The sequence below is a fragment of the Allobosea sp. P2_B12 genome (assembly GCF_056404835.1).
Genome location: NZ_JBFUDG010000001.1, coordinates 97,113 through 122,857, shown reverse-complemented (window position 1 = coordinate 122,857; position 25,745 = coordinate 97,113). Strand labels below are relative to the sequence as shown.

At 65.3% G+C, this 25,745-nt stretch carries 32 protein-coding genes and 1 tRNA gene; 7 read left to right on the top strand and 26 right to left on the bottom strand.

Annotated features, from left to right (window positions below):
- Positions 1 to 2: 2 nt before the first annotated feature.
- Both AC1DYU_RS00625 and AC1DYU_RS00620 read left to right on the top strand, forming a co-directional pair.
- The gene (locus AC1DYU_RS00625) at positions 3 to 245 is read left to right on the top strand and encodes a hypothetical protein (RefSeq protein ID WP_476789967.1); all 243 of its coding nucleotides are present in this window, start codon (positions 3 to 5) and stop codon (positions 243 to 245) included.
- A 5-nt stretch (positions 246 to 250) separates the two neighbouring features.
- Positions 251 to 520 (top strand): hypothetical protein, encoded by a 270-nt coding sequence (locus AC1DYU_RS00620; RefSeq protein WP_476789966.1) that lies wholly within the window; start codon positions 251 to 253, stop codon positions 518 to 520.
- 119 nt (positions 521 to 639) lie between these two features.
- On the opposite strand, the gene AC1DYU_RS00615 is transcribed toward AC1DYU_RS00620, so the two are convergent.
- The 4 genes from AC1DYU_RS00615 to AC1DYU_RS00600 all read right to left on the bottom strand — a co-directional run bounded on the left by AC1DYU_RS00615 (position 640) and on the right by AC1DYU_RS00600 (position 5,432).
- Positions 640 to 715: transfer RNA gene (locus AC1DYU_RS00615), tRNA-Lys, on the bottom strand.
- Positions 716 to 876: 161 nt separating this feature from the next.
- On the bottom strand, positions 877 to 2,148 hold the full coding sequence (locus AC1DYU_RS00610; protein WP_476789965.1) for a solute carrier family 23 protein: 1,272 nt from the start codon (positions 2,146 to 2,148) through the stop codon (positions 877 to 879).
- Positions 2,149 to 2,387: 239 nt separating this feature from the next.
- Positions 2,388 to 3,734 carry a methyl-accepting chemotaxis protein gene (locus AC1DYU_RS00605; protein ID WP_476789964.1) on the bottom strand — a complete coding sequence of 449 codons (1,347 nt, stop codon included), beginning with the start codon at positions 3,732 to 3,734 and terminating at the stop codon, positions 2,388 to 2,390.
- Positions 3,735 to 3,848: 114 nt separating this feature from the next.
- Positions 3,849 to 5,432, bottom strand: a complete 1,584-nt coding sequence (locus tag AC1DYU_RS00600) for a 2-isopropylmalate synthase (RefSeq protein WP_476789963.1) — start codon at positions 5,430 to 5,432, stop codon at positions 3,849 to 3,851.
- Between the two features lie 421 nt (positions 5,433 to 5,853).
- Between AC1DYU_RS00600 and AC1DYU_RS00595 the strand changes: the two genes are divergently transcribed.
- The 4 genes from AC1DYU_RS00595 to AC1DYU_RS00580 all read left to right on the top strand — a co-directional run bounded on the left by AC1DYU_RS00595 (position 5,854) and on the right by AC1DYU_RS00580 (position 8,127).
- Complete coding sequence (locus AC1DYU_RS00595) at positions 5,854 to 6,495, top strand: YoaK family protein (RefSeq protein ID WP_476789962.1); 642 nt, start codon at positions 5,854 to 5,856, stop codon at positions 6,493 to 6,495.
- Positions 6,496 to 6,573: 78 nt separating this feature from the next.
- Entirely contained in the window at positions 6,574 to 6,915 is a 342-nt protein-coding gene (locus tag AC1DYU_RS00590; protein ID WP_158486551.1) for a hypothetical protein, read from the top strand.
- A gap of 347 nt (positions 6,916 to 7,262) precedes the next feature.
- Positions 7,263 to 7,448, top strand: coding sequence for a hypothetical protein (locus tag AC1DYU_RS00585; RefSeq protein WP_476789961.1), 186 nt, complete (start codon positions 7,263 to 7,265; stop codon positions 7,446 to 7,448).
- Positions 7,435 to 8,127, top strand: a complete 693-nt coding sequence (locus tag AC1DYU_RS00580; RefSeq protein ID WP_476789960.1) for a Fic family protein — start codon at positions 7,435 to 7,437, stop codon at positions 8,125 to 8,127. Before AC1DYU_RS00585 ends, AC1DYU_RS00580 begins: the two co-directional genes overlap by 14 nt.
- A 144-nt stretch (positions 8,128 to 8,271) precedes the next feature.
- Here the strand turns inward: AC1DYU_RS00580 and AC1DYU_RS00575 are convergent, their stop codons facing one another.
- From AC1DYU_RS00575 to AC1DYU_RS00525, 11 genes are all read right to left on the bottom strand, one after another.
- Entirely contained in the window at positions 8,272 to 10,359 is a 2,088-nt protein-coding gene (locus AC1DYU_RS00575) for a M3 family metallopeptidase (RefSeq protein ID WP_476789959.1), read from the bottom strand.
- 45 nt (positions 10,360 to 10,404) lie between these two features.
- Complete coding sequence (locus AC1DYU_RS00570; RefSeq protein ID WP_158486554.1) at positions 10,405 to 11,124, bottom strand: NUDIX hydrolase; 720 nt, start codon at positions 11,122 to 11,124, stop codon at positions 10,405 to 10,407.
- The gene (locus AC1DYU_RS00565) at positions 11,121 to 12,023 is read right to left on the bottom strand and encodes a PhzF family phenazine biosynthesis protein (protein WP_158486555.1); all 903 of its coding nucleotides are present in this window, start codon (positions 12,021 to 12,023) and stop codon (positions 11,121 to 11,123) included. Before AC1DYU_RS00565 ends, AC1DYU_RS00570 begins: the two co-directional genes overlap by 4 nt.
- Positions 12,024 to 12,045: 22 nt before the next feature.
- Positions 12,046 to 13,164, bottom strand: a complete 1,119-nt coding sequence (locus tag AC1DYU_RS00560; RefSeq protein WP_158486556.1) for an endonuclease/exonuclease/phosphatase family protein — start codon at positions 13,162 to 13,164, stop codon at positions 12,046 to 12,048.
- A gap of 4 nt (positions 13,165 to 13,168) precedes the next feature.
- Positions 13,169 to 14,017 (bottom strand): pyridoxal kinase PdxY, encoded by an 849-nt coding sequence (pdxY, locus tag AC1DYU_RS00555; protein ID WP_476789958.1) that lies wholly within the window; start codon positions 14,015 to 14,017, stop codon positions 13,169 to 13,171.
- A 7-nt stretch (positions 14,018 to 14,024) separates the two neighbouring features.
- Positions 14,025 to 14,405 (bottom strand): RidA family protein, encoded by a 381-nt coding sequence (locus AC1DYU_RS00550; protein ID WP_476789957.1) that lies wholly within the window; start codon positions 14,403 to 14,405, stop codon positions 14,025 to 14,027.
- A gap of 124 nt (positions 14,406 to 14,529) precedes the next feature.
- Positions 14,530 to 14,937: a nuclear transport factor 2 family protein gene (locus AC1DYU_RS00545; RefSeq protein ID WP_476789956.1), complete on the bottom strand. Its 408-nt coding sequence runs from the start codon at positions 14,935 to 14,937 to the stop codon at positions 14,530 to 14,532.
- 62 nt (positions 14,938 to 14,999) lie between these two features.
- Positions 15,000 to 16,019, bottom strand: a complete 1,020-nt coding sequence (locus AC1DYU_RS00540; protein ID WP_158486560.1) for an ABC transporter substrate-binding protein — start codon at positions 16,017 to 16,019, stop codon at positions 15,000 to 15,002.
- Between the two features lie 124 nt (positions 16,020 to 16,143).
- Positions 16,144 to 17,571 carry a DUF3592 domain-containing protein gene (locus AC1DYU_RS00535; RefSeq protein WP_476789955.1) on the bottom strand — a complete coding sequence of 476 codons (1,428 nt, stop codon included), beginning with the start codon at positions 17,569 to 17,571 and terminating at the stop codon, positions 16,144 to 16,146.
- Between the two features lie 66 nt (positions 17,572 to 17,637).
- Positions 17,638 to 18,426, bottom strand: coding sequence for an ABC transporter permease (locus AC1DYU_RS00530; protein ID WP_158486562.1), 789 nt, complete (start codon positions 18,424 to 18,426; stop codon positions 17,638 to 17,640).
- Positions 18,423 to 19,298: an ABC transporter ATP-binding protein gene (locus AC1DYU_RS00525; RefSeq protein WP_476790692.1), complete on the bottom strand. Its 876-nt coding sequence runs from the start codon at positions 19,296 to 19,298 to the stop codon at positions 18,423 to 18,425. The genes AC1DYU_RS00530 and AC1DYU_RS00525 overlap by 4 nt, the downstream gene beginning before the upstream one ends.
- 263 nt (positions 19,299 to 19,561) lie before the next feature.
- On the opposite strand from AC1DYU_RS00525, the gene AC1DYU_RS00520 reads away from it, so the two are divergent.
- Positions 19,562 to 20,104, top strand: coding sequence for a DedA family protein (locus AC1DYU_RS00520; protein ID WP_476789954.1), 543 nt, complete (start codon positions 19,562 to 19,564; stop codon positions 20,102 to 20,104).
- Between the two features lie 191 nt (positions 20,105 to 20,295).
- On the opposite strand, the gene AC1DYU_RS00515 is transcribed toward AC1DYU_RS00520, so the two are convergent.
- The 11 genes from AC1DYU_RS00515 to AC1DYU_RS00465 all read right to left on the bottom strand — a co-directional run bounded on the left by AC1DYU_RS00515 (position 20,296) and on the right by AC1DYU_RS00465 (position 25,690).
- Positions 20,296 to 20,523 carry a hypothetical protein gene (locus tag AC1DYU_RS00515; protein WP_476789953.1) on the bottom strand — a complete coding sequence of 76 codons (228 nt, stop codon included), beginning with the start codon at positions 20,521 to 20,523 and terminating at the stop codon, positions 20,296 to 20,298.
- A gap of 29 nt (positions 20,524 to 20,552) precedes the next feature.
- Positions 20,553 to 20,732 carry a hypothetical protein gene (locus AC1DYU_RS00510; RefSeq protein WP_476789952.1) on the bottom strand — a complete coding sequence of 60 codons (180 nt, stop codon included), beginning with the start codon at positions 20,730 to 20,732 and terminating at the stop codon, positions 20,553 to 20,555.
- A 232-nt stretch (positions 20,733 to 20,964) separates the two neighbouring features.
- Entirely contained in the window at positions 20,965 to 21,984 is a 1,020-nt protein-coding gene (ilvC, locus tag AC1DYU_RS00505; protein WP_476789951.1) for a ketol-acid reductoisomerase, read from the bottom strand.
- 39 nt (positions 21,985 to 22,023) lie between these two features.
- Positions 22,024 to 22,707: a TetR/AcrR family transcriptional regulator gene (locus AC1DYU_RS00500; RefSeq protein WP_476789950.1), complete on the bottom strand. Its 684-nt coding sequence runs from the start codon at positions 22,705 to 22,707 to the stop codon at positions 22,024 to 22,026.
- Between the two features lie 132 nt (positions 22,708 to 22,839).
- Complete coding sequence (locus AC1DYU_RS00495; protein ID WP_158486568.1) at positions 22,840 to 23,061, bottom strand: hypothetical protein; 222 nt, start codon at positions 23,059 to 23,061, stop codon at positions 22,840 to 22,842.
- Positions 23,058 to 23,426: a type II toxin-antitoxin system PemK/MazF family toxin gene (locus tag AC1DYU_RS00490; protein ID WP_476789949.1), complete on the bottom strand. Its 369-nt coding sequence runs from the start codon at positions 23,424 to 23,426 to the stop codon at positions 23,058 to 23,060. The genes AC1DYU_RS00495 and AC1DYU_RS00490 overlap by 4 nt, the downstream gene beginning before the upstream one ends.
- Complete coding sequence (locus tag AC1DYU_RS00485; protein ID WP_476789948.1) at positions 23,401 to 23,751, bottom strand: AbrB/MazE/SpoVT family DNA-binding domain-containing protein; 351 nt, start codon at positions 23,749 to 23,751, stop codon at positions 23,401 to 23,403. Before AC1DYU_RS00485 ends, AC1DYU_RS00490 begins: the two co-directional genes overlap by 26 nt.
- Positions 23,752 to 23,771: 20 nt before the next feature.
- On the bottom strand, positions 23,772 to 24,311 hold the full coding sequence (ilvN, locus tag AC1DYU_RS00480) for an acetolactate synthase small subunit (protein WP_158486571.1): 540 nt from the start codon (positions 24,309 to 24,311) through the stop codon (positions 23,772 to 23,774).
- The gene (locus AC1DYU_RS00475; RefSeq protein ID WP_476789947.1) at positions 24,308 to 25,021 is read right to left on the bottom strand and encodes a glutathione S-transferase family protein; all 714 of its coding nucleotides are present in this window, start codon (positions 25,019 to 25,021) and stop codon (positions 24,308 to 24,310) included. Before AC1DYU_RS00475 ends, ilvN begins: the two co-directional genes overlap by 4 nt.
- A gap of 13 nt (positions 25,022 to 25,034) precedes the next feature.
- Positions 25,035 to 25,427, bottom strand: coding sequence for a type II toxin-antitoxin system VapC family toxin (locus tag AC1DYU_RS00470; protein WP_476789946.1), 393 nt, complete (start codon positions 25,425 to 25,427; stop codon positions 25,035 to 25,037).
- The gene (locus tag AC1DYU_RS00465) at positions 25,424 to 25,690 is read right to left on the bottom strand and encodes an AbrB/MazE/SpoVT family DNA-binding domain-containing protein (RefSeq protein ID WP_476789945.1); all 267 of its coding nucleotides are present in this window, start codon (positions 25,688 to 25,690) and stop codon (positions 25,424 to 25,426) included. The genes AC1DYU_RS00470 and AC1DYU_RS00465 overlap by 4 nt, the downstream gene beginning before the upstream one ends.
- Between the last annotated feature and the right edge of the window lie 55 nt (positions 25,691 to 25,745).

Here is a 25,745-nt window from a genome sequence, read left to right as displayed (position 1 = left end):
TGATGCGGGTTCTGACGGAGCTGCGCTCCGCGTTTGAAGCGGAGGGCTTCGCGGCGCCGGCGATCGTGCTGGGCGATCAACGGGATCTCGATCTGATGCTGAGGAAGATCGAATCGCATCTGGCACCGAGGTTCGACCGACGCCTCGACGGCTCCAGGAGCCTGTGCGGCGTCACGATTTATGAGCCGAGCGACATCAGGCCGCGTCAGACCACGACGCTGTCGCGCAGCCGCTTGCTGGACTGACCGGCATGGCTAGGGCGCGATGCCCGCACGCCGACATCCGCTTCTGCCCACTCTATGTCGCAGCCCATGGCATAAGCGAGATGGGCTGCGACGACGGCCATCTCGACAGCGGCGAATGCGCCGTCTCTCGCAAGCTCAACTATGCCTCAGCGGTCGCGCGTCTGGCCGTGGACCCCGAAGGCTTCGAGGTGGTGGCAAGGTGTGAAGCTGCCGAGCGCATGGAGCAGGCCCGACAGCAGCGCGCCCGCAATTTGCGAGCCGCCGGCATTCACTAAATCAGCGGGTCAGAACACCGTGCGAACGTGCGAACCGTGCGAAGGCCAAAACGCCTCGCATGTTCCGGTTCCGTACCGGAGCCCCCGAAGGGCAATGTCAAAGATTTCAAGAGGTTCCGTGGTGGGTGATGTAGGGCTCGAACCTACGACCCGCTGATTAAGAGTCAGCTGCTCTACCAACTGAGCTAATCACCCATACGCCACGAAGCGCAAAGCCGTTCGGCGGCCGAAGCCGCGTCAGGCAGGCCGGCGATGTAGCAAAGCCCCCCGGCCCTGTCCACCCACCCAAGACAGAAATATGTAAGGCAAAGAAATATGTGAGGCCCGCCGAACGAAACCCGGCGGGCCGTCCTCGATCAGGCCGCTTTGCGGTTCAGCAGGTGATAGAGCGCGATCGCCCCGAAGGTCGCCGTGCCGATGCCGCCGAGCTCGAAACCGAAGATCGGCAGCTTGAGGTCGCCGGCGCCGAGGATCAGCGCGGTCGCGACCGTCAGCAGGTTCTTCGGATCGGAGAAGTCGACCCGGTTTTCGACCCAGATCCGCCCGGCCGTCGCGGCGATCAGCCCGAACACCACGACGGCGAGCCCGCCGAGCACGGCGACGGGAATCGTACCGATCAGCGCGCCGAATTTCGGCGAGAAGCCAAGCACCAGCGCGATGATACCAGCAGCGACGAAGACCAGCGTCGAATAGACCCGCGTCACCGCCATCACGCCCATGTTCTCGGCATAGGTGGTGACGCCGGTGCCGCCGCCGGAGCCCGCGATCATGGTTGCGACGCCGTCGGCGAGGAAGCCGCGCCCGATCAGATGATCGAGATTACGACCGGTCATCACGGCGATGCCCTTGATATGCCCAAGATTCTCCGCGACCAGGATGATCGCGACCGGCGCGATCAGGGCCATCGCCTTGGCGTCGAATACCGGCGCGACGAAGTTCGGTAGCCCGAACCAGGCAGCGGCGCCGATGCGCCCCAGATCGACCGGAGGCGCCCCGAAGCTCGGCGCCGTCGCGGCATAGACGACATAGGCCACAAGCCCGCCGATGAGGATCGGCAGCCGCTGCGCCAGCCCGCGTCCGTAGACGGCGACCAGCGCCACCGCAACCACGGTGAACAGCGCGATCCATTTGGTGTAGGCGCTGGCCGAGATCATGCCCATCGCCACTGCAGTCAGGTTGAGACCGATCGCGGCGACGACCGCGCCGGTCACGACCGGGGGCAGCAGCTTCTCGATCCAGGCCGTACCGACCGCCTGCACCAAGAGGCCGATCGCAGCATAGAGCGCGCCGCAGGCGATGATGCCGCCGAGCGCGACCCCGATATTGGCGTTGGGTCCCGATCCCGCGTAGCCCGTCGCCGCGATCACCACGCCGATGAAGGCGAAGGACGAGCCAAGATAGCTCGGCAATTGCCCACGCGTGACGATGAAGAACAGCAGCGTCGCCACGCCCGAGAAGAAGATCGCCACATTGGGGTCGAACCCCATCAGGATCGGCGCCAGCGCGGTCGCGCCGAACATGGCGACGACGTGCTGGAGGCCGGCGATGAAGGTCTGCGCCACCGGCAGCCGCTCGTCGGGCATGACCGCGCCGGAGGTCTTCAGGGTCCAGTTCGGAAAATAGGTCATTCGCGCTTCGCCTCCAGCCGTGCGCCTCCTCATAGACGCTTTGCGGCTGACGATTACAGGCGTGGAACGGCGCTTCGCCAAGCGGATTTCGCTACGTCAACGCAATTGCCGGGGGAAAAGCGCCCCTCAGCCATCGAGAGGCGATCCATGCGACATTGGGATGGCTGCATCGCCACACCGCGCGAGACGGTCGCGTGCCAACGCCTTCACCGGGTCAGGCGGGGCAAGAGCGATCGGTCTCAGGCGACCAGGCGCTTGGCGACGGAGGCGACGAACTGATCGAGGCTTCGCGCCAGGTCATCCGCGACGGTGCCGACAGCCGTCGATCGCTGATTCATCTCATTGACGGAGGCGCCGACCCGCTCGATCGCGCTGGACGTCTGGGCGACGAGTTCGAGCGTCTTCTCGACCTCGCTGGAGGTCTCCTGCGCATCGCGCGCCATACCATGCGTCACTGTCAGTTGCTCCCGCAGAGCGGACGCAATCGCGGTGGAGACGTCGGCCATGCCGGCAACGGAGGCGTCAATCCGATGAATCGAGCCGACACAACGCTCCGTCGCCTCGCGAATGGCGGAGATCCGGGCCGCAATGGCCTCCGTCGCCTGGGTCGTCTGCGTCGATAGGCTTTTCACTTCATTGGCGACGACGGAAAAGCCTCGACCGGCCTCACCTGCCCGTGCCGCCTCGATGGTCGCGTTGAGTGCCAGCAAGTTGGTCTGCTGGGCGATGCTGGAAATCAGGCTGACGACGGAGCCGATCTCGGCGACGAGTCCCGCCAGGCGCTCAATGGTATCCTGAGCTTCGCCAGCCGCGGCGACAGCCTCGGAGGCAATCGTGGCTCCGTCATGGGTTCGGCGGTCAATCTCTCCGATCGACTGGCGCAGTTGCTCGGTCGAAACCGCGGTCTGCGCCACCACGTTCCGAACCCGGCCGAGGCTCTCTCGGCTCGCAGCCATGCTCTGCCCGGCGCTCCGCGAGACATGGGCGCAGTTGACCGCGACTTTGCTCAACGTGCCCGAGGCTTCTCCTGCAGTGACCGAGACGCCGGTGATGGCTGCCTTGAACTCGCTGGCCACACTGGCGACATCGGCCTCACACTGCGCGATGCGCGCCGCACGATTGGCAGCGACATTGCCAATCCCGCCGACCAGATCGAGCGTCAGCATCTCCGCCAGACGCGCGCATTCGCGCGCCGTGCGTCGTCCGGAGTAGCTGTGACGCTTGCCAATTTCGCGAAACGCGGAGCGCATCACGACCAGGCTCATCACAGCGTGTGCGCGCGCGCCGAACGGGGTTTCGGCCAGGATTTGCGAAGAAGTCCGCAGCGACCTGACATAGGCGTCGTCGAACCCTGCCTCGAACAGAACCCTGGTGTGCTCGCCGAGCGTCCGTCCCAGCTCGGCGCCATGCTCCAGCGCCGCCTCCCGCATCAAGGGATGGTCGAGAAGTCTTTCGCAATGCAAGGCGTAGCCGGCGGCGAAATCACGCTGGATGGCCGGCGCAAGCCACCGCGCCAGCCCCAACGTCTGATCATCGACGCCAAAGATCGGGAACCGCGACTGTGGCGAATCCGGATCAGGCGGCATGGCTGGGTCCACCATGAAGGGAGCGCTCGCTTTAGAACCCCAGCAAGATGTTCGCTATTGGTTAAGGGTTCGTTTGGCGCGCGCCCAAGGCGATCGTATCGGGCGCGCGTCGCTCTACTCCGCCGCGGCCTGCGCGTGCAGGCGCACGCCCTTGGCCATCAGCTTGTTGAGCGCCACCAGATAGGCCTTGGCCGAGGAGACCAGCGTGTCGGGGTCGGCACCGCGTCCGGTGACGGAGAAGCCCTCATGCGTCAGCCGGACCGTGACCTCGGCCTGGGCGTCGGTGCCCTCTGTCACGGCATGGACATCGTAGAGTTCCAGCTGCGCCTCATGCGGCACGATCGTCTTGATCGCGTTGAAGATGGCGTCGATCGGCCCATTGCCCTCGACCTCCTCGGTGACGATGCGGCCTTCGACGTCGAGCTTCATGGTCGCGCGCTGCGGACCGCGCGTGCCGGCGATCACGGTCAGCGAGACCAGCTTCACCCGGTCATGGGCGGTGGCGATGTTGTCGTCGACCAGCGCCTCGATATCCTCGTCATAGACATGCTTCTTGCGGTCGGCGAGCGCCTTGAACCGGGTGAAGGCGTCTTCCAGCTGGTTGTCGCCGAGATCGTAGCCCATCTCCTTCAGCTTGGAGCGGAAGGCGGCGCGGCCGGAATGCTTGCCCATCACCAGCGAGGTCTTGGTCACGCCGACCGAGGCCGGCGTCATGATCTCGTAGGTCGACTGGTTCTTCAGCATGCCGTCCTGGTGGATGCCGCTCTCATGCGCGAAGGCGTTCCGGCCGACGATCGCCTTGTTGTACTGCACCGGGAAGGAGCACGCGTTCGAGACCGTCTTGGAAGCGCGCATCAGCATGGTCGCGTCGATGCCGGTATCGTAGGGCAGCACGTCGCCGCGGACCCGCAGCGCCATCACCACCTCTTCCAGCGCGGCATTGCCGGCACGCTCGCCGATGCCGTTCAGCGTGCATTCGACTTGGCGCGCGCCGCCCGCGATGCCCGCCAGCGAATTCGCCACCGCCAGCCCCAGGTCATTGTGACAATGCACCGAGAAGATCGCCTTGTCGGCATTGGGCACGCGCTCGCGGACCGAGGCGAACATCGTCCGGTATTCGTCGGGCGTGGCATAGCCGACGGTGTCGGGCAGGTTGATCGTCGTCGCCCCGGCCTTGATCGCGGCGTCGACGGCGCGGCACAGATACTCGATCGGCGTGCGGGTCGCATCCATCGCCGACCATTCGACGTCCTCGACCAGGTTGCGGGCCTGGGCCACGGTGCGGGTGATGATCTCCAGTACCTCGTCCTCGCTCTTGCGCATCTGGTGCTCCAGATGGATCGGCGAGGTCGAGACGAAGGTGTGGATACGCGGCTTCCCGGCATGGCGCACGGCTTCGCCGGCCCGGGCGATGTCGCCGGAGATGGCGCGGGCCAGTCCGGCGATGGTCGAGCGCTTGCTGCGCCGCGCGATCTCGGACACCGCCTCGAAATCGCCTTCGGAGGCGATCGGGAAACCGGCCTCGATGATGTCGACGCCCATGGTGTCCAGCAACTCGGCGATCTCGAGCTTTTCCTCGAAGGTCATCGTCGCGCCGGGGCATTGCTCGCCGTCGCGCAGCGTCGTGTCGAAGATCAGCACGCGGTCTTTGGTGGAAGTGGGAGTCGAGGAGCCGTTGGCCTGTGTCGATTCGGTCATGGTCGTGTTCCTGAAAGCGCTGGCGCTGCTCTCTTGGGATGCAGGCGCCTCATGTCTGGGGTGTCGTTCTCGTCACTCCCCTGAGCGCCCAGGCATGCATGCCCGGCCGGCCCTCAGGGGCGGCTAAGGAGAAGAAGCAGACCAAGGAGCGGGGTCGAGCAGGCGCGCATGCGGAGCGTCCGCGCGGCGGCGCGGGCATTCATCCGGACATGGGCGGCGGTCGAGACCACGGGCGTTCCTCTACAGACTCGTCACGATGTAACCGAAAGGGCGATGCTTGCGCAAGCATATGTCTCATGCCGTGTCGCTCGTGACAGGGGACGCGCCGACGGCGCTATGATGGCGCCAGCGCGAATCGGCGGGGGCGCGGATGGCGGACAGGCCCGCCACAGGCCTCGGCGTGCGGCCGGAGATGCCACGGATGATGCTCTATAACCGCTGGGCGATCGGACTCGCCTTCTGCCTGTCGGGCCTTGCGGGCTATATCGATACGATCGGCTTCATCAGCCTCGGCGGCTTCTTCGTCTCCTTCATGAGCGGAAACACCACGCGGCTCGGCATCGAGTTAGCTGGGCTGAAAGGCGGAGGCATCGCCACCGCCGCCACGATTCTGGTCCTCTTTGTCTGCGGCGTGATCAGCGGTTCGCTGGCTGGTCATTTCGGCCGGCGCAGGAGCAAATCCGCCGTGCTCGCGGTCGTCGCGCTGGCGCTGGCGGCGGCGGCCGGCCTGGACACGGTCGGGTTGAGCTTCGCGGGCGCACTCTTCCTCGCCTTCGCGATGGGGGCTGAGAACAGCGTCTTCCAGCGCGATGGCGAGGTCACGATCGCGCTGACCTATATGACCGGAACCCTGGTGAAGATGGGCCAACGCATCGCGTCAGCGCTGCTGGGAGGGCCGAAATTCGCCTGGGTGCGCCATTTCGTGCTCTGGATCGGCCTGCTGACGGGCTGCATCAACGGCGCCATCGCGCATTACCTCGTCGGCCTCGGCGCGGTCTGGCTGGCGGCGCTCGCAGCGGCGATCTTCGCGATCGTGCTGCTCTTCCTGCCGCTGGAGGAGTGAGCCGCACGCACAAGCCGGCCGCGATTGACCCCCGATGGGAATCGGTCATCTTCACTGCACCACCCGCCGGAGCCTGCCATGCGCGCCATCGCCTTGCCCTTTACCGTCCTCGCCTTCGCTTTGGCCGGCTGCCAGACGCCGTCCGGCGGCCCCCCGCCCGCCCCCTCTCCCGAACAGGCCGCGACCGGCGTCACGCCCAACACCTTCCGAATGCCGACAGGATCGGGCTGCTCCGGCGAGGTCGAGCGCTTCCAGGCCGTCATGGACAATGATCTCGCCACCGGCCACACCACAAAGGGCGTCCACGGCCGTGTCTCGGCGGAGATCGCGACCGCCCGTTCGAGCTGCGCCGCCGGCAACGAGGGCGGCGCGATCGGCCAAATCCGGGCGACGAAGGCGCGGTTCGGCTATCCGGGGTGACGTTGGCTGCGGAATCGCGTCTCCCAGACAAGCCGCAAAGCGGCGCTGCTCCGGCATCCATCGCAGCGTTGGACATGGCCCCATGATAGCATGATAGATCGTGGGATGACCTGCGGTCACGTGGGATAAAGGTGTGTTTCTTCACGCACCTCGGACGAAGCGACGATCTGAATTCCAGAGCCGCCGATTTGGCGTGTCAATTTCGACTGATGCAATTTGGATAGTTGCACGCGCCGATTTTCACATGGCGGTTGCGCCAAAATGATAACACCTCATTCGTCGATCATATGCGATTGTGAGTTCGGTCGATTCCTGGGTCTACCGGAACGACCTATTGGGAGCATCCTATGACAAACGATCTTCAGCGGCTAATCGAAGCCGCCAAATTGGTGCGCCCGTCTGCTGAGCATCGCGAAGAGCAGCGTCGCAGCTTTGCGTTCGGCAATACCGCCTTCGAAAATAGCCGCATTACGAGAGAGATGGTGAACGTTCAGGCCGAAAAGCTTGCAGAGCGGTCTCGTGGAAGCAAATGATCCGCCGGCACAGCGACACAGCAAAGCGATCGAAGCTGAGCTAATCGTCGATCCGATTTTGAAAGCCGAAGCGGAGGCCCTTAACGGCCTCCGCCAGTACGACGCGGGTATGGCCGCGATCCACGACGCGATTGAACGTCAGCCATTTCGGCTACGTCCATCTCTGATCCTCGCACTGCACCGTGAGGCTCTAAGCGGCATCAGCATGTACGCCGGAAACTTCCGGCCCGCAGGTGTAGAGATTCAAGGGAGCAAGCACGAACCTCCCGGCGCCCACCAAGTCCCCGAGTTGATCGAAGACCTCTGCGACTACGTCAATACAAACTGGAACGCATCGACCCCCATCCACCTCGCGGCCTACGTGATGTGGAGGCTGAATTGGATTCATCCGTTCGCCGACGGGAACGGCCGGACATCGCGGATCACATCCTATGTGGTTCTCTGCATAAAGCTCGGTGCCGCGCTCGCGGGCCTACCCACGATTCCAGATCAGATAGTGGACAACCGCGTTCCCTATTTCGACGCGCTCGACGCAGCAGATGCAGCATTGCGCGCGGGTGCGCTCGACCTGTCTGCAATGGAAGAATTGCTATCGACGCTACTGGCTCGGCAGCTCATGAGTGTCTACGATTTGGCGGGCGGGCGCGGTCAAAACGCCGCTGAATTGCCCGCCCCTTGAGCAGATCAATTCCGCAAAACTTTGCGGATTCGGGCGCCTCCGACACAATAATTGCTTTCTTTGCCGCGTCGTCTGAGGTCGTATTTCACCCACTTTTAGATTTGGCTTGGTGGCGGACGGCCAAATAATGGCTGACCCGAAGCTCTACGCCGCGAGCCCGCGCTTCTCCAGCAGCGCATCCGGCGTCGGCAGCCGGCCGCGGAACAGCGTGTAGGCCTCCGCCGCGTCGCGCGTGTCGCCGGCCGAATAGATGTAGCGCTTCAGCTTGCCCGCCAGTTCCGGCGCGAACACGTCTCCGGCTTCGAGGAAGGCGTTGAAGGCGTCGGCATCCATTACCTCGGACCAGAGATAGCTGTAATAGCCGGCCGAATAGCCGTCGCCGGCGAAGACATGGGTGAAATGCGGCGTGCGGTGGCGCATCACCATCCCTTCGGGCATGCCGAGCCGCGAAAGCTCCGCCTTCTCGAAGGCGAGCGCGTCGATCTCGCCGGGCTCCTCCAGCGAATGGAAGGCGAGATCGACCAGCGCCGAAGAGGTGTATTCAACGGTGGCGCAGCCCTGGTTGAAGGTCTGCGCGCGCTTGATCGTCTCGATCAGCGCATCGGGGATCGGTTCGCCGGTCTCGGCATGCAGGCAATAGACCTGCATCACCTCCTTGGTCAGGAACCAGTGCTCGTAGAGCTGCGAGGGCAGTTCGACGAAGTCGCGCGAGACCGAGGTGCCGGCGAGCGAGCCATAGGTCACGTCCGAGAGCAGCCCGTGCAACGCATGGCCGAACTCGTGGAACAGCGTGCGAGCATCGTCGATCGAGAGCAGCGCGGGCTTCCCCTCGGCCGGCTTGGCGAAATTGCAGACATTGACGATGATCGGCCGGACCTCGCCGCCGAAATTGCGCTGGCCGCGATAAGCGCTCATCCAGGCGCCCGAGCGCTTCGAGGCACGCGCGAAATAATCGCCGATGAACAGGCCGATATGGCGGCCGGTCGCCGCCTCGGTGACCTCGAAGATGCGGACATCCGGGTGGTAACCCTTGAGCCCGGGCTTCTCCGCGAAGGCCAATCCAAACAGCTTGCCGGCGACGTCGAAGGCAGCAGCGATGATACGGTCGAGCTGGAGATAGGGCTTCAGCACGGCCTCATCAAGCGCATAGGTCTGTTGGCGCACCTTCTCGGCATAATGGCGCCAGTCCGAGGGGCGGATCGGGCCGTTCTCGCCTTCGGATTGCGCCAGCGCCGCGAGATCGGCTGCTTCCTCGGCGGCGCGGAGCTTGGCGGGCGCCCAGACCAGTTCGAGCAGGTCGCGCACGTTCTGCGGCGTCTTGGCCATCGAATCGTCGAGCTTGAAATGCGCGAAGGTCGCGAAGCCCAACAGCTTGGCCTTCTCCGCCCGCAGCTTCACCATCTCGGCGACGATGGCGCGGTTGTCGCTCTCGCCACCGTTTTCGCCACGCAACCCCCAGGCGGTGAAGGCCTCCTCGCGCAGATCGCGGCGCGTCGAGAAGGTCAGGAAGGGCTCGATGACCGAGCGCGACAGCGTCACCGCATGCTTGCCCGAATGGCCGCGATCCGTGGCGGAGCGGGCCATCGCCGCGAGCAGGAAGGGCGGCAGTCCGGCAAGACCCGCCTCGTCCTCGATAAGCAAGGCGTAGGAGGATTCGTCCTTGAGCACGTTCTGGCTGAACTGCGTGCCGAGCCCTGCAAGGCGTTCGTTGATCGCGGCGAGCCTCGCCTTGTCCTCGGGGCCGAGCTGCGCGCCCGAGCGGATGAAGCCGCGATGCGTCCGCTCCAGCAGCCGTAGCTGCTCGCTGTCCAGGCCGAGCGCGTCGCGCCTGGCGAACACCGCATCGACGCGGGCAAAGAGCGCCGGATCCATCATGATCGCCGACCAGTGCCGCGAGGTGATCGGCGAAAGCTCGCGCTCGATCGCCTGCAGCGCCTCGTTCGTGTCGGCCCCGGACAGGTTGTAGAAAACGCCGCCGACGCGCGAGAGCGCCCGGCCCGCCCGCTCCAGCGCCTCGACCGTATTGCCGAAATCGGGCGCGGCCGGATCGGCCACGATAGCTGCCATCTCGTCCTTGTGCTTGGCCAGCGCCGCCTCGAAGGCCGGGCGGATATGCTCGGGCTTGATCGCGGCGAAGGGCGGCAGGCCGAACGGCGTCGTCCAGGCGGCGGCGAAGGGATTCTCGGCGGGAAGCGGCAGCGCTTCGGGCGGAAACGTCTCGGAGGCGGTCATGACATCGCTTTCGGCTGGCGGACGGCAGGGCAATCGCGGGAGCGATCAACCCTGCCCGTAGATATGGGCGAGATAGGGCTTCATGAAAGGCGCCATCTTGTGGCCGTCGCAATCGGCGGCGCTGCGCAGGATGACGATATCATCGAGTTCCTGCTCCTCCAGCGTCGCGATCCGCGAGAGCATCAGCGCGCGGGCCTCGTCGGCCGACATCGGCACCGTGACCGGCCGCATGAAAGCGATGCGCCCGGCGGTGAACACGGCATCCCAGCCCTCACCGACGGTGATCTCGGCCTCCGTCAGCCCGGTCTCCTCCCAGAGTTCGCGCACGACGCTGCCGGCGAGATCGACCGTGCCGTCGTCGCGGATGTCGCTGCGGTCGGGCGTGCCGGCGGCGAAATAGACCATGCCGGCATTGGCAGTGTGGCCGCCCATGCGCCCGCACAGGAAGGCGCCATCGGCGGCCCGCAACGCCCCCATCGCGAACCCGTTGCGGATGGTGGGGCCCGGCAGGCCGAAATCGCGCCAGGCCATGAAGGCGGCATAGTCGGTCTCGAAATAGCCCGCCTCGAACACGCCGTCCGCGATGATGGCCCGGTGCTGCAGCAGGATGCGCCCATTGAACATCGCGGGCTTGCCGTCGCTGACCCTGGCCCAATGCGCGGCGATGGCGTCCCCGTTTTCGCGGGCGAAGACCCAGTCATAGGGTTCAATCCGCGCCGCGATAGCCCGCAGCGGCACGATATGGCCGTCGGCAAAGTCCTTCACAGCAGCACGCCTTCGCTGATCATCACGGCCGAGCCGCCAATCCGGGCCGAGACGAGCGCGCCACCCGAGACAGCCAGTTCTAGGGTGATCTGCGAGGGCCGGCCCATCTCGTAGCCCTGCTCGATCGTGAAACGGTGCTCGCCATCGCCGGGCTGCTCGAAGCGCATGATCACATCCGCGAAGGCAGCAACGGCCGCGCCTGTCGCGGGGTCTTCCCGAACGCCCATCGCAGGCGCGAACATGCGGGCATGGAAATCATGTCCGGCATCCTGCGTCCGGCGGCAATAGACATAGGCATTGGGCTGGTCCGCCGGCCTGATCGCCTGCGCCCAGAGCGTGGTGTCGAGCCGCACGCGTGCGAGCGCCTCGAGGCTCGACACCGGCACGAAGGTAAAGGCGACGCCGGCGGAGACGACGCTCGGCACATGACGATCGAAGCCGATCTCGCGCCGGTCGAGTCCGAGCGCCCCTGCGATCAGGGGCAGCGCCGCGGGCGGCTCCAGTTGCTGCGGCAGGCGCGGCAGCGTGAAGACGGCGTGCCCCACGCGCGGGCCCGTCGCGGAGACCGCACAGGGCACGAGGCCGACCTGCTCCTCCAGCACGATGAGATCGGCCCCCCTGCCCTCCGCGGCGTCGCGCAGGGCCAGCAGCACGGCGGTGCCGACGGTCGGATGCCCGGCGAAGGGGAGTTCACGGCTGGGCGTGAAGATGCGCAGTGCCGCACGATGGGCGGGAGCGGCCGGAGCCGAGACGAAGACGGTCTCGGACAGGTTGAACTCGCTTGCGATCGCCTGCATCGCGGCGGTGTCGAGCCCTTCGCTGTCGAGCACGACGGCCAGCGGATTGCCGGCATGGGGCGTCGTGGTGAAGACGTCCAGCGTCACGAAGCGGCGGGTCATAGCGGTGATTCCCTGGATATCATCAGATCGCCTGCGGTATCGTCAGATCGATGGTCAGCGGGCAGTGGTCGGAGGCTTTCGGCCGGTCCCAGCCGACGCGCGGATAGCGGTCGGCGCAGGTCGCAAGCCGCGCCATCGAGCGGTCCGGCTCGCGCGGATCGAGCGGCACGCGATAGGGCAGCCCGCGCCGGATCATCTGCATGGCAGGCGCCGGGTTGGCAGCCGCAAGTGCCGGCGAGAGCAGGATATGGTCGAGCGGCATATGCGTCTCGACCAGTTGCTGGCGCGATTCAGACCAGAACCGGCGGAAATGCGTCCAGCGCTCGTGTTGCGGCAGGGTCTCCATCGGATCGACGGCGAAGTCCTCCAGCAGCGGCTCAATGCCGCTTTCGCCCTCGTCCACTCGTTCGGCAAGCGGGCCGAGGCCGAAGCGATAGGCGTTGAGGTCGCCCAGCACGATCCAGTTGGCCTCGCGCCAGCCCTCGCCGAAATGCCGCTTGACGAGATACTTGACCGCCCTCGCCTCGGCGCGACGCACGGGCAGCGTCGCCTGGCGGCCATCCTCGCGCCCGTTGTTCATCGATTTGAGGTGGCAGCCGAACAGGGTCAGGCTGCGATCGCCGAAATCGAGCGTGACCTGCAGGCAGTCGCGCGCGAAGATCTTGGCCCCGGCCGGGATGCCCAGCGCCGCGAGGTCCCGGTCATGGGCGCCGGCCTCGGCAAAACTGAGATCCTTATGCGAGCGGATCGCGACCTGCTGCGGCGCGAGCATATCCCGCCGAGCGGCGAAGCCGATATCAATGTCGCGGCGGTCATTGCCGTCGATCAGGGTGAAATGGCCGTAGCGGTGATCGGCACTGCGATGGACATAGTTGGCGAAGAAGGCCTGCAGGCTCGCCAGCGAATCGACCTCCTGCAGCATCCAGACATCAGCCCTGGCTTCGGCGATGGCGAGCGCAGTCATCTGGCGCTTGTCGTCCTCCAGCGCCACCGCCAGCGAGCGCTCGACGGCATCGCGCTCGTCGGTGCGCGGAAAATGGAACAGCGACATGGCAGCCGCCGTGTCGCCGCGCTCGCCCGAGGAAAAACGGTGCCGTGTCAGCAGATTCTCGACATTGAAGGTGCCGACGCGCAGCTTCATCGCGTCAGAGCGCCTCGGGCACGAACTGGTGCGTCGGGGTCACGAATTCGTCCTGCGCCGCGACCGTCAGGATCTCACGCGAACCGGCCTCCTTGGTGCGCTTCAGCAGGCCGTAGATCGAGGCGGATGCCTTGGCGAGCGCCGCGGCAGCCGATTCCTCGCGCAGATAATGCACGAAGAACAAGGCCGCAATCGCATCGCCCGCGCCATTGACGCTGACGTCGAGCTTGGGCGTGCGGACCCGGAAGGCACCCTTCGCATCGGCCGCCATCATGTCGATGGCGTCGTCGGGTGTTTCGTCGGTCGTGAGCGAGGTCACCAGCACGACCTTCGGCCCGGCATCGCGCAGCGCCTCGACCGCGCGATGCGCGTCGGCGATCGTCCTCACCTCGATATCGGTCAGCAATTCCAGCTCGAACTGGTTGGGCGTCACGATGTCGGCGGCTGGCACCGCCTGCTCGCGCATGAATTCGGGGATGCCGGGCCGCACAAAGACGCCGCGTCCGACATCGCCGATCACCGGATCGCAGCAATAGACCGCCTTGGGATTGGCGGAGCGCACGCGCTCGACCGCCGAGAGGATGCCATGGCCGACATCGGCCGAGCCCATATAGCCCGACAGCACGCCGTCGCAGGACGGCAGCACGCCGCGCTCGGCAATGCCCTCCATTACCTCGTCGATCATGCCACCATCGAAGACGCGGCCCTTCCAGGCGCCATAGCCGGTGTGATTCGAGAACTGCACCGTATGGATCGGCCAGACCTCGACGCCGAGGCGCTGCATCGGAAACACGGCGGAGGCATTGCCGACATGCCCGTAGGCGACATGCGACTGGATCGAGAGGATGTTCATGCGGGTCTCACGCTGCGGCCACGATCTCGATCTCGACGAGCCAGTCATCCTGCAGCAGCCCGGCGACCATCGTCGTCACGGCAGGTTTATGGTGGCCGAGCACCGCTTGTCGATAGTCCGTGGCCGGGCCGCGCAGGGAACGGTCGGCCAGGAACGTCGTCACCTTGACGATATGGCCGATATTCATGCCGGCCTCGGCCAGGATCGCCTTGAGATTGTTCCAGGCGGTTTCCAGCTGCGCCTCGATGCCATCCGGCGCGATGCCCTTCTTGTCGAGGCCCATCGTGCCGCTGCTGAACAGGAAGCGCGTCGGCTGGACGACCTCGATGCCGTGGCAATAGGGGCCGACCGGCGTGAACATGGTGGCGGGATTGTGAGCTTTGAGCATGGCAGCCTCGCAGATCAAGAAAAGGGCGCCGCAGCCTAGGCCGGGCGCCCCGTCGGGACCAATCGATAGCGGTGAAGGGATCGATCAGACCCCGCCACTACATTCTTGCGGCGAAGCCAGCCGCTCAAGCCGCGGTCAGCCTCAAGATGCTGGTGGTATCGGTGAACTCCTCGACCGTCTTGATCTTGCCGTCCGCGGTGGTGACGAGGTCGAGGATCTCGACGACCTCGCTGCGGCCATTGGGCGTGAACGTCACCTTGCTGCGCCAGTGATAGGCCGCGCGTTCGCCATCGACGACCAGGCTGAGCGGCTCCACCTCCGTGAAGACGAAGGTATCGATCAACCCGGCCATCTGCTTGCGCATGGCGTCGTGCCCGCAGGTCTCCATGCACATCTCGACGGTCTGCTCGGCTCCGATCAGGCGATAGCTGCCGTCCGGGTGGATATGGCTCATCAAGCCTTCGAGGTCGCCGCGGCAGCGGGCGGCGTAGGTATCCTTGATCAGGGTCTCGATCGCGGCGCGCTCGGTCATGCCATCCTCCCCTAAGGTCAGGAGAGGAGTTTGACCGGCGCGCTCGCTGATGTCGAGCGGTCTTACGATCCGGCAGCAGCCTTCTTGGCAAAGCTCTCGATGAAGGTCGTCTTCAGATCGACATTCGACGAGGCGAGCTCCGGATCGAGCAGCTTGAGCGCGTCATACATGCTCTTCATCGCCTCGGGCGTCGAAATGCCGGTGCGCGAATAGCTCTCCTGCGAGTTCTTCACCGCCGACAGATAGAGCGGCTTGTCGCCGAGATGGTATTCCGCCGGGACGAGATCGGCGACATCCTCCGGCTTGGCCGTCTCCAGCCATTTCAGCGCCTTGACGAAGGCGTTGACCAGCTTCTGCGTGGTCACCGGGTTTTTCTCGGCGAAGTCGTTCTTGAGATAGAGCACGGCCGCCGGATTCGAGCCGCCGAACAGCGCCTTGGTGCCGGCCTCGGTGCGGGTGTCGATCAGTGCGACGATATCGCCGTCCTGCTCCAGCTTCGAGGTCACCGGGTCGAGATGCGAGATGATGTCGACCTGCTTCTGCTTGATCGCGGCGACAGCGCTGGCGCCCGCTCCGACGCCGATGATCGGCGCATCGGTCGCCTTCAGCCCGGCCTTGACCATGGCATATTGCGCGGTCAGCGCAGTCGACGAGCCCGGCGCGGTGACGCCGATCTTCAGGCCCTTGAAGTCAGCCGCCGACTTGACCTTGTCGGCGAGGTCCTTGCGCACGGCGATGGTGATCGCCGGGAAGCGTCCGAGCTCGACCACGGCGCGGATGTCCTGCCCCTTGGCCTGCATGCGGATGGTGTGCTCATAGGCGCCTGTGACGACATCGACCGAGCCGCCGACCAGCGCCTGCAGCGACTTGGCGCCACCGCCGAAATCATTGATCTCGACCTCGAGCCCCTGCTCCTTGAAGAAGCCCTTCTTCTCGGCGACGGTCAGCGGGAGATAATACAGAAGCTGCTTGCCGCCGACGCCGAGCGTCAGCTTGGGCTTTTCGGCGTTCTGGGCGAGCGCCGGTGCGGTCCAGGCCGCCAGCATGAGGCCGGCCGCCACCATCATATGTCTGCGGTTCATCGGGTTTCCTTCCCTGCGGATGCTTTGCTTTGAAAGCGTTCTTGGGGCGCAGTTCTAAAGCAGTCGCGCAGCCCGCGCCAACCCCGCCTTGCGTCGAAAGACCGGGGGTGAACGCCGGCCGACCTCAGCGGAAGATGCGGCTCGCATAGAGCGCCACGCCGAAGCAGGCGATCGCGATCCCGAACAGGAGCCAGCTCAGGCCGGTCGGGTTCTCCAGTGCCGCTTCGGACGGATTGGCCGGGTCGTAATGCACCTCGACCGTGGCCCCGACCGGGTAGCGGGCGACGACCTTATCGGCAGCGCTGCGCGAGCCGGAGGTGGTCAGGCCGAGCGCGACCTGACGAGAGCTGAAGTGGAGATCGCCAACCCCGTAGCGGAATTCGACGACCGCGGCATAGCTCCTGCGGGACGAGCCGTCGCCGGTGGCCGCGCGCTCCTCGACGCGGCTCACCGTCACCTGCCCCGGCACGACCGGCCAGGCATTCGCGCGCATGAGACGGCGGCGATAGCCGATGAAGAACAGCAGCGTCACCAGGCCGAAGCCGATCGCGCACAGCATCACCGGCACCTCGGCGCGCGGCATCGCCGCCTGCAGCTCCTGCACGCCGCCCGTCGCCAGCCAGTAGCCGCCCGCGCCGAGCACGGCGAGCACCGCAAGCCCGGGCACACAGCCGCCAAGCGCCGCCTTCTGCGCGGCCGGCGTCGCTGCCGACGTGACACCCGCCGCCGGGTGGGAGCCGGCTACCGCCGGCGCACCGACCACGAGACCACGCTCCAGCACGCAATCCGTCGGATCGTTGGGATCGTAAAACACCGCCACGGTGGCCCCTACGGGATAGCGCCGCACCGCCTCCTCCGCGAAGCGGCCACTGATGTCGCCGAGACTGACCCGCTTGCCCTGATAGCTTTGTCCCCTGACGGAGAACGTATAGGCCACGTCCGGCACATTGACCGCCGTTCCGATCTCGTTGCCCTCGGGCGGACGCCGCACGGCGAGTTTCGAGCGGGTGATCCGACCCTGGACCTGCAACCAGTTCTTGGCCCGATGTATCTTGATCGCGACATTGGCGATCATGGCGCCGATCATCACGACCACTGGCAGCGCGAACAGCGCGATCGTGCCTACCGTAGTGTCGAGAAAGGGCAGCCAGTCGCGCGACAGATTGGCGAGCACCACGGCAAGAACGACAGACGCGACCACGGCCGCAACGGCCCATGCCGGCGGCTGGCCTGAAGCCGCGGCGGTTTTCGACGGCGACGGCGCACGCACCCAGTCATGGTTCTTGCGCCAATGCTTTTCGCCGCGCAGGCAGGCCAGCAGGAGCGCTTTCAGCGTCTCGGCATCGACAGGCTCGGCCGCGTCGAATTTGGTGGTCCCGTCGTGGCGGGTCAGCCCAAACGAGCCGTCGTCGCGTCGGAGGGCCTCGACATAGCCGTCATCGTCGACAAGGGTGATGCAGCCTTCAGGATCGGAGCCGACCTCGGCGACGGCGCGAGCGACGTCATCTGGCTTTGGTTCGTCGACGACACGACCGTTGATCTCGAGTTCCATGGCACGCCCCGCCGCCGCAGAGCCAACAATGATCCTCCTGCAGGCGACGATCAAGCGCCGTTGACCTTAGGTCGTCGTCGAACTCTGTCCCGGCCGCCAGACCAAGAGCTTCCTCTCGACCATCGTCACCAGTGAATCGATCATGATCACGAAGATCGCCAGGATCAGCATGCCCGAGAACACGCCGGTGACGTCGAAGACGCTCTCGGCTTCGTGGATCTTGTAGCCGAGCCCGGCCGAGGAGCCGAGATATTCGCCCACCACCGCGCCGACCAGCGCAAAGCCGACCGAGGTGTGCAGGCTGGAGAACATCCAGGTCAGCGCCGAGGGCCAGTAGACATGGCGGAAGAGCTGGCGCTCGTTCATGCCGAGCATGCGGGCATTGGCCAGCACCGTCGGCGAAACCTCGCGCACGCCCTGATAGACGTTGAAGAAGACGATGAAGAACACCAGCGTGAAGCCGAGCGCCACCTTCGACCAGATGCCGAGCCCGAACCAGAGCGCGAAGATCGGCGCCAGCACGACGCGCGGCAGGGCGTTCGAGGCCTTGATATAGGGATCGAACACCGCCGCGAGCAGGTCGTTGCGGGCGAAGACGAAGCCGAACAGAATGCCGGCAGCCGAGCCGATGACGAAGGCCAGCACCGTCTCGGTCAGGGTGATGCCGAGATGCCAGTAGATCTCGCTGCCGGTGAGCTGCGCCCAGGTCCGCGACAGCACCGCGATCGGCGTCGAGAAGAAGAACTGCGTCGTCTTGACCTCGCCGAACAGGCTCGTCGTGGTGACGACATGCCAGAGCGCCAGGAAAACGACCATGACCAGCGCCTGCAGCGCGAGCAGCTTGACGCGGTTCATGAGGCTGCTCCGTCAACCAGATCCTTGTTCTCAACCAGATCCTTGCCCTCCCCCATCGCATAAGCCTTCTGCACCTCGACCCGGAGCGAGGCCCAAATATCGCGGTGGATCTCGTGGAAGGCCTTCTCCAGCCGGATCTCGGCAATGTCGCGCGGTCGCGGCAGCGGCACGCGGTAATCCGCGACGATGCCCGCTGCCGGCCCCGCCGACATCACCACGACCCGGTCCGACAGCGCGATCGCTTCCTCCAGGTCATGCGTCACGAAGATCAGGGCCTTGCGGTCGCGCGACCAGAGATCGAGCAGGAGGTTGCCCATGATCTGCCGGGTCTGGGCGTCGAGCGGCCCGAAGGGCTCGTCCATCAGCAGGATTTCGGGATCGCGGATCAGCATCTGCGCCAGCGCGACGCGCTTGCGCTGGCCGCCCGAGAGCATGTGCGGATAGCGGTCGACGAAGGCACGCAAGCCGACGCGGGCGAGCCATTCGCGGGCCCGTCTGTCCGCTTCGGCATCGGACACGCCCATCGGCTCCAACGCGACCTTGACGTTGTCGAGCGCGGTCTTCCACGGCATCAGCGCATCGGCCTGGAACAGGTATCCGGCACGCCGGTTCAACCCCGACAGCGGCTTGCCGAAGATCGAGACGGTGCCTGCCGACGGCGTCAGGAGGCCTGCCGCGGCATTGAGCAGGGTCGACTTGCCGCAACCGGTCGGGCCGACGACCGAGACGAACTCGCCCGCCGCCACGGCAAGATCGATGCCCGTAACGGCCTTGTAGCGATGGCCGCCATCGAGATGGAAGGTGATGTCGAGCCCTGTAAGCGCGACGGCGGAATCGAGCCGGGGCGAGGAACCTTGCGACGGCACATCCATCGCGCCCGCAGCGCCATGCGGGGGCTGTTGCAACTCCATGAAATCCGTTTCCCCATCGGCGTCAGGCGCTCTTGATGGCGCCGGCCGAGCCTTGCGTTCGTCGTGGAGGGCGAGATTAAGCCATCGACAGGAGAAGGCAAAGGCATCCTTGGACGCAGGCGCCCCTTCGCTTAGGCCAACTGATCGTCAGCACCAGCGCGATTGCGTTGGCGCAGCGGGGCGGCGATAAGCCCTCTGCCCCCGCTCGAGCGACCAGGACAGACATGGCCCAACTCGAACTCTGGATGCAGGCGCTGGTCGAGTTCATGCGCGCCAATCAGGAATGGGCGATCCCGATCGTCTTCCTGATCGCGTTCTGCGAATGCGTGGCGATCCTCTCATGGATCGTGCCGGCGACCGTGTTCTTCACGGCCTTCGGCGCGGCCGCAGGCGCCTCGGGGCTCAATCTTGTGCCATTGGCGATCGCGGCGTCGGCCGGCGCCGGCATCGGCTTCTGGGTGTCGTATTGGGCTGGGCTGATCCTGGGGCCGCGTGTCGATCACCACTGGCCCTTCAGCAAGAACCCCCAGCTCCTGGCTCGCGGCCACGCCTTCTTCGAGAAATGGGGCGTCGCCAGCATCCTGATCGGGCACTTCTTCGGACCGCTGCGGGCGGTCATCGCCATTGTGGCCGGCATCGTCCAGATGCCGTTCTGGCCCTTCCAGATTGCCAACTGGATTGCCTCGACGGTCTGGGGTTTCGCCCTGCTATACGGCGCCGGCCGGCTCGCCGAGATGGCGACACAGGGCGGCATGCTGCCCCGCTAGGCCACACGTCCTTGCGCAAACGGCGCCAGCCCGAAGCGGCGCCTCAGGCAAGCCCCAGGATCACGGCCAGCATCAGCGCCAGCGACAGCGCCAGACCCATCCCGGCGGCGACCGGGCCTTCGATCATTTTCAGCATCTGCATCGCGACCTCCCATTGCTGGCTGGCAATCCGAATGCACTCGTTGGCAGTCTCAATAGGCGAACAACTCCACGGCGATCCATGCAACGACGGCAAGCGAGAGCCCGCCGAGCAGAACCATCAGCACCGGCGCGCCGAGAAATCCCTGGCGTGCTTCCACTGGAGTTTCCTCGGCGGGGTTGGCATCGCTGTGGTCGTCGGCCCGCATCGACGGCAGCTTCCTGCCACCTTCGGGCCCTTCCGTTTGCGCCTTGGCGCGGTCTTCCGCCTCGATGCTCATATCGATGCCTCCGCTGATGGCTTGGCCGACTAGCCCGGGATCAGGCCGATGAAGGTGTTGACGAGAAGAGCCAGCGCGAGACCGCCCAACAATGCGCTCAGCAACGGCCAGTCCTCACCAGCCTCATGCTGCGCCACCCGGATGCGTTCACCCTCGGAGGGGTTGCCCCCGAAACGACCGTGTTTCGCGTTCTGGCGATCCCTTGCCATGGCCCTGCTCCGCTTCGTCCCTGCCTTGCACCCGAGAACGCGCCGCCATGTCGTCGGTTCCCGGCAGGGTTAATGGCGGCGGCCGGGCCGAACGCAAGGAGGCGGGCGCATTGCTGCGCCCGCCTCCTTGGCATCTCGTAATATCATTACAGAACAAAGGCTTGCGACGCGAACCTGAATCAAGGCCGCAAGCCGTTGATTCAGGCTGCGAAGCGCCGCCTCTGTGCCGAACTCAGTTCTTGGTCTTGTCGACCAGCGCCTTGGCCTTGATCCAGGGCATCATGTCGCGCAGCTTGGCGCCGACTTCCTCGATCGGGTGGGCGGCCATGCGGGCGCGGGTCGCCTTGAACGAGGTCTGGTTGACCTTGTTCTCCAGCATCCAGTCGCGGGTGAACTTGCCCGACTGGATGTCGGTCAGCACGCGCTTCATCTCGGCCTTGGTCTCGGGCGTGATGATGCGCGGGCCGGTGACGTACTCGCCATACTCGGCCGTGTTGGAGATCGAGTAGTTCATGTTGGCGATGCCGCCCTCATAGATCAGGTCGACGATCAGCTTCACCTCGTGGAGGCACTCGAAATAGGCCATCTCGGGAGCATAGCCGGCCTCGGTCAGCGTCTCGTAGCCGGCCTTGATCAACTCGACCAGGCCGCCGCAGAGCACGACCTGCTCGCCGAACAGATCGGTCTCGCACTCTTCCTTGAAGGTCGTCTCGATGATGCCGGCGCGACCGCCGCCATTGGCCGAGGCGTAGGACAGGCCGAGATCATGGGCGTTGCCGGTCGCATCCTGATGGATCGCGATCAGCGTAGGGACCCCGCCGCCACGCTGGTATTCGGAGCGCACGGTGTGGCCAGGGCCCTTGGGGGCGACCATCAGCACGTCGAGATCCTTGCGCGGCTCGATCAGGTTGAAATGGACGTTGAGGCCATGCGCGAACAGAAGCGCGGCGCCCTGCTTCATGTTGGCGTGCAGTTCGTCGCGATAGATGTCGCCCTGCAGTTCGTCGGGGGTCAGCATCATCATGATGTCGGAGACCTTGGCGGCCTCGGTCGGGGTCATCACCGCAAAGCCCGCTTCTTCGGCCTTCTTGCGGGTGGCCGAGCCGGCCTTCAGCGCAATGACGATGTCCTTGACGCCGGAATCGCGCAGGTTGAGCGCATGGGCGTGACCCTGCGAGCCGTAGCCCACGATGCAGACCTTCTTGCCCTTGATCAGGTTGATGTCGGCATCACGATCGTAATAAACGCGCATGTCAAAAAGTCCTTCCTTGGTGTCCTTGGGGTGGTTTCTTCAGGCTTCCGGTGCGGGCAAGGCCTTCGTAGAGGAATCCTTCGTCGAAGGATCTGCCCGCCCGTAAAGTGCGAGGAACTGGTCGGTGGCCCGGGCGGCGTCGCGCTCGATCCCGTCGGGCGCCAGCGTGAGCGCATCACCCAGCAGGAGCCGGATCTGCACGTCGCGGCCGACCAGGCCGAAAAAAGTCCGGAAAGCTGTCTCGGATTCGTCGAAGGCGAGCAGTCCCGCCTCGCGTCCCGCTTCCAGCACCGGCCGGAGCCGTTCGGCGATGGCGAAGCGGCCGTTCTCCAGCACGATGCCGCCGAGATTGCTCTTGCGCGAGGCGGCATGGCCGATGGCGAGGCGGTTCAGCGCGATCGAAGTGGGGCTGGAGATCACGGTTAGCCAGGTCGCGGCAAAACCCTTCAGGCTGTCGCGCAATGTCGCGATGTCGAGCGAGGGCCGGTCATAGCGGCCGGCGCGGACGCGCGCGGCCTGCCAGCGCACGGTCGCGGTCAACAGCCCGTCACGGTCCCCGAACCATTTGTACAGCGTCTCCTTGGAGCAACTCGCCCGGCGCGCCACGGCGGTCATGGTGAGCTGGTCGCCCTCCTCCACCATTAAAGATAGCACGGCATCGAGCACGGCCTGTTGGCGGGCCGTGGGCTCTTCCGTGTCCGCTGTGTTGGGTGTCGCAGCCATATGCGTCTGGAACCTGGAAATGCCGTACCGTACGTTACGGTTCGGCTCTCTAGCGCAGGCCGAGGTCCCTCGCAAGAGGCTTGTACCATGCTCGTAGAATGGCTCTGCGCAAAGAGGCGCTCGCCCTGCAGTCTATGACCCAGCGGCCTGCTGGGCCGCAATCCGCTGCAGGAAGATCGCCGCTGCGGTCAACACGAACCCCGCCCACCACAGCGGCGAGCGCAAGCTCTTACCGCTGCCGGGCTCATCCGACGGTGCCTTGCCGTTCAGCCGCTGCAGGATCGGCCAGGCAAAGCAGCCGAAGCCGACAATGCCGAGCCCAAGGGCGATGTGTTCGAGGCTTGGCGGTGTCATTTTGAAGCGGGTTCCACCTGCACTCCCACATAAGCTGCAAGCCTGTGCGCGACGCGTGAGACAAGTTCGTCGGAGAGAGATCCGATCCGACGCCGGAGCCGTTCGCGATCGACCATTCGGACTTGATCGGTCAACAGCGCTCCGGAAACAATGGCACTGGCCGGAATAACGACTCTGGTTGGCCAGTTTCCGGGATTTGACGTGATGGGACAGACCAGGATCCGTCGCGATATCGCATGCAATGTCTCGTTCGATATAATCAGAGCCGGACGTCGCCCACCTTGCTCAGAACCGATGACAGGATCGAGATCGACCCAGTAGACATCCCCGGACCGGCAATCAGCGACGGGGGTTGTAGTCGTCATAGATGATCTCCGACCCTCTGTCGGGCCCCCAATCCCAGTCGTCTAAAGGTGCATTGGCCAGCCCACCGAGCCTTTCAGCCTCGGCCAGAAGCCATTCGGCGGTCACGGGATAGGGTTCAGGCGTCGGGAGGAGATCATTGCTCGCCTTGTCCGATGTGACGCGCTTAAGCCTGACCTCTTCGCCCTCCACACTGACGTCGAGCGTAGTGCCGCTGATGAGGCCCAGCTGCTTCACCACCGCCTTGGGCAACCGCACGGCGGGCTGTTGCCCCATTTCGCCACCTGAACCTTCATGGCTTCGCTCCTTGCCGGATATCCATAACATCCGGCGCGGATATCCGCCAATCACATCGCGTCAGGCCCGCGGCTCATCGCGGCGATGCCGGTGCGGGAGACCTCGGTCAGCCCCACCGCGGTCATCAGCTTGATGAAGCGCTCGATCTCTTCGGTGGAACCGGTCAGCTCGAAGACAAAGGAGGTCAGCGAGGCGTCGAGCGTGCGTGCGCCGAAGGCCGAGGCCAGCCGCATCGCCTCGACCCGATGCTCGCCCTTGCCGACGACCTTGACCAGCGCCAGTTCGCGCTCCAGCGCCTCGCCCTGCAGCGTCAGGTCGACGACGCGATGCACCGGCACCAGCCGGTCGAGATGCGCCTTGATCTGGTCGATCACGTTGGCCGTGCCCGAGGTCACGACCGTGATCCGCGAGATATGCGCGTCATGCTCCGTCTCGGAGACGGTCAGGCTCTCGATGTTGTAGCCACGGCCAGAGAACAGACCGGCGATGCGCGCCAGCACGCCCGGCTCGTTGTCGACGATCACCGCCAGCGTGTGGCGGGCGACGGGCTGGGCGACGGGGGCGTTCGGGTAATGCGACGAGGTGTTCATGATGTGGCTCGGCTTGCAGAGAGATGCGGGCGGAAATCGGTGAGGATGGGCTCGTCGACCTCGTCTTCGGCGACGATCCAGGGCTCGGCCAGGGCGGCATCGCGCCAGGCCTGGTAGCCCTTTGTTGCCGTGACGGCGGATACGTAATCGGCACAGACCGGGTCGAGGGGGATCGAATAGCCTGAGAGGCGAGCCACGACCGGCGCAAACATCGCGTCGGCCGCGCTGAAGGCCCCGAACAGGAACGATCCCGCCGCACCGAAGCGCTCACGCGCCTCGCACCAGATCGCCGAAATCCGGGCCACGTCGGCGGCAACCTTGGGGCCACGGTCGCGCTCAGGGTGCACCCAGGCGAGGTTCATCGGGCAGGCGCCGCGCAGGGCCGAGAAGCCGGCATGCATCTCGCTGGAAACAGAGCGCGCCATCGCCCGCGCGGCCGGATCACGCGGCCAGATCGGCAGGTCAGGGCGAGTGTCGGCAATGTATTCCATGATCGCCAGCGACTCCCAGACCTGGATCGCGCCATCGATCAGCACCGGCACCTTGCCGGCGGGCGAGTAGTCCGCGATGACGCGCTTCCAGGCGGGATCGTCGAAGGTCGGGCCGAAGGGGACAACGACCTCCTCGAACGCAATCCCGAATTCGGTCATGAGCAGCCAGGGCCGCAGCGACCAGGACGAATAGTTCCTGTTGGCGATGACGAGTTTCATGGTGCGACAGGGCTCATGGGACGATGACGTTGATCATTGGGAAAGCCTGAGCGGCACCAGCGACAAGTGCCGCATCGAAAGTGCCAAATCCGGCAACATCGCCACATCCTGCAAGATGGATCGCATCGGCAAAATCCATTCCGCTGCGATAGGCGTCGAGGGAGAGAGCAAATCTGTCGGCGTCCTCGACGTATAGCCTGTCCGTCGCGCCGAGGAGCGAGAAGGCGACAGCGATCTGGGCGCGCGAAAACCCGTAGACGGAACGAAGGACCCACTCTGTCTCCATGGCGACCGTCATCTGTACCAGCCCGCCGCGTGCCAGGATCAGAGCGCGTGCACGAGCCGCTTGCCGAGGGTTATCCTCGGTAATCAATCGCACGACGATATTGGTATCGAGCGCGATCATCCCTTCTTGCGCTCCCATCGCGCGCGCATCGCGTCATCAATGCCTTTCTGCATCTCCTCGAGTGTCTTGGCTGGTCCCTCATAGGGCAGGCAGCCGATCAGATCGTCGATCGTATAGCGCTTCCTCGCCGTCTTGGGCTGCAGGAACACTCCCCCGTCGCGTGGAATCACCTCGAACTCGGTCCCCGGCAGCCAGGCACCGGCATCGCGCACGCTCTTGGGCAGGATGACCTGCCCTTTGGTCGACAGCTTGGTTGTCGTCATGACGCGCCCTCACGGTAAGACGGCCAGTAAGATAACAATATAGCGCGCCTGATGC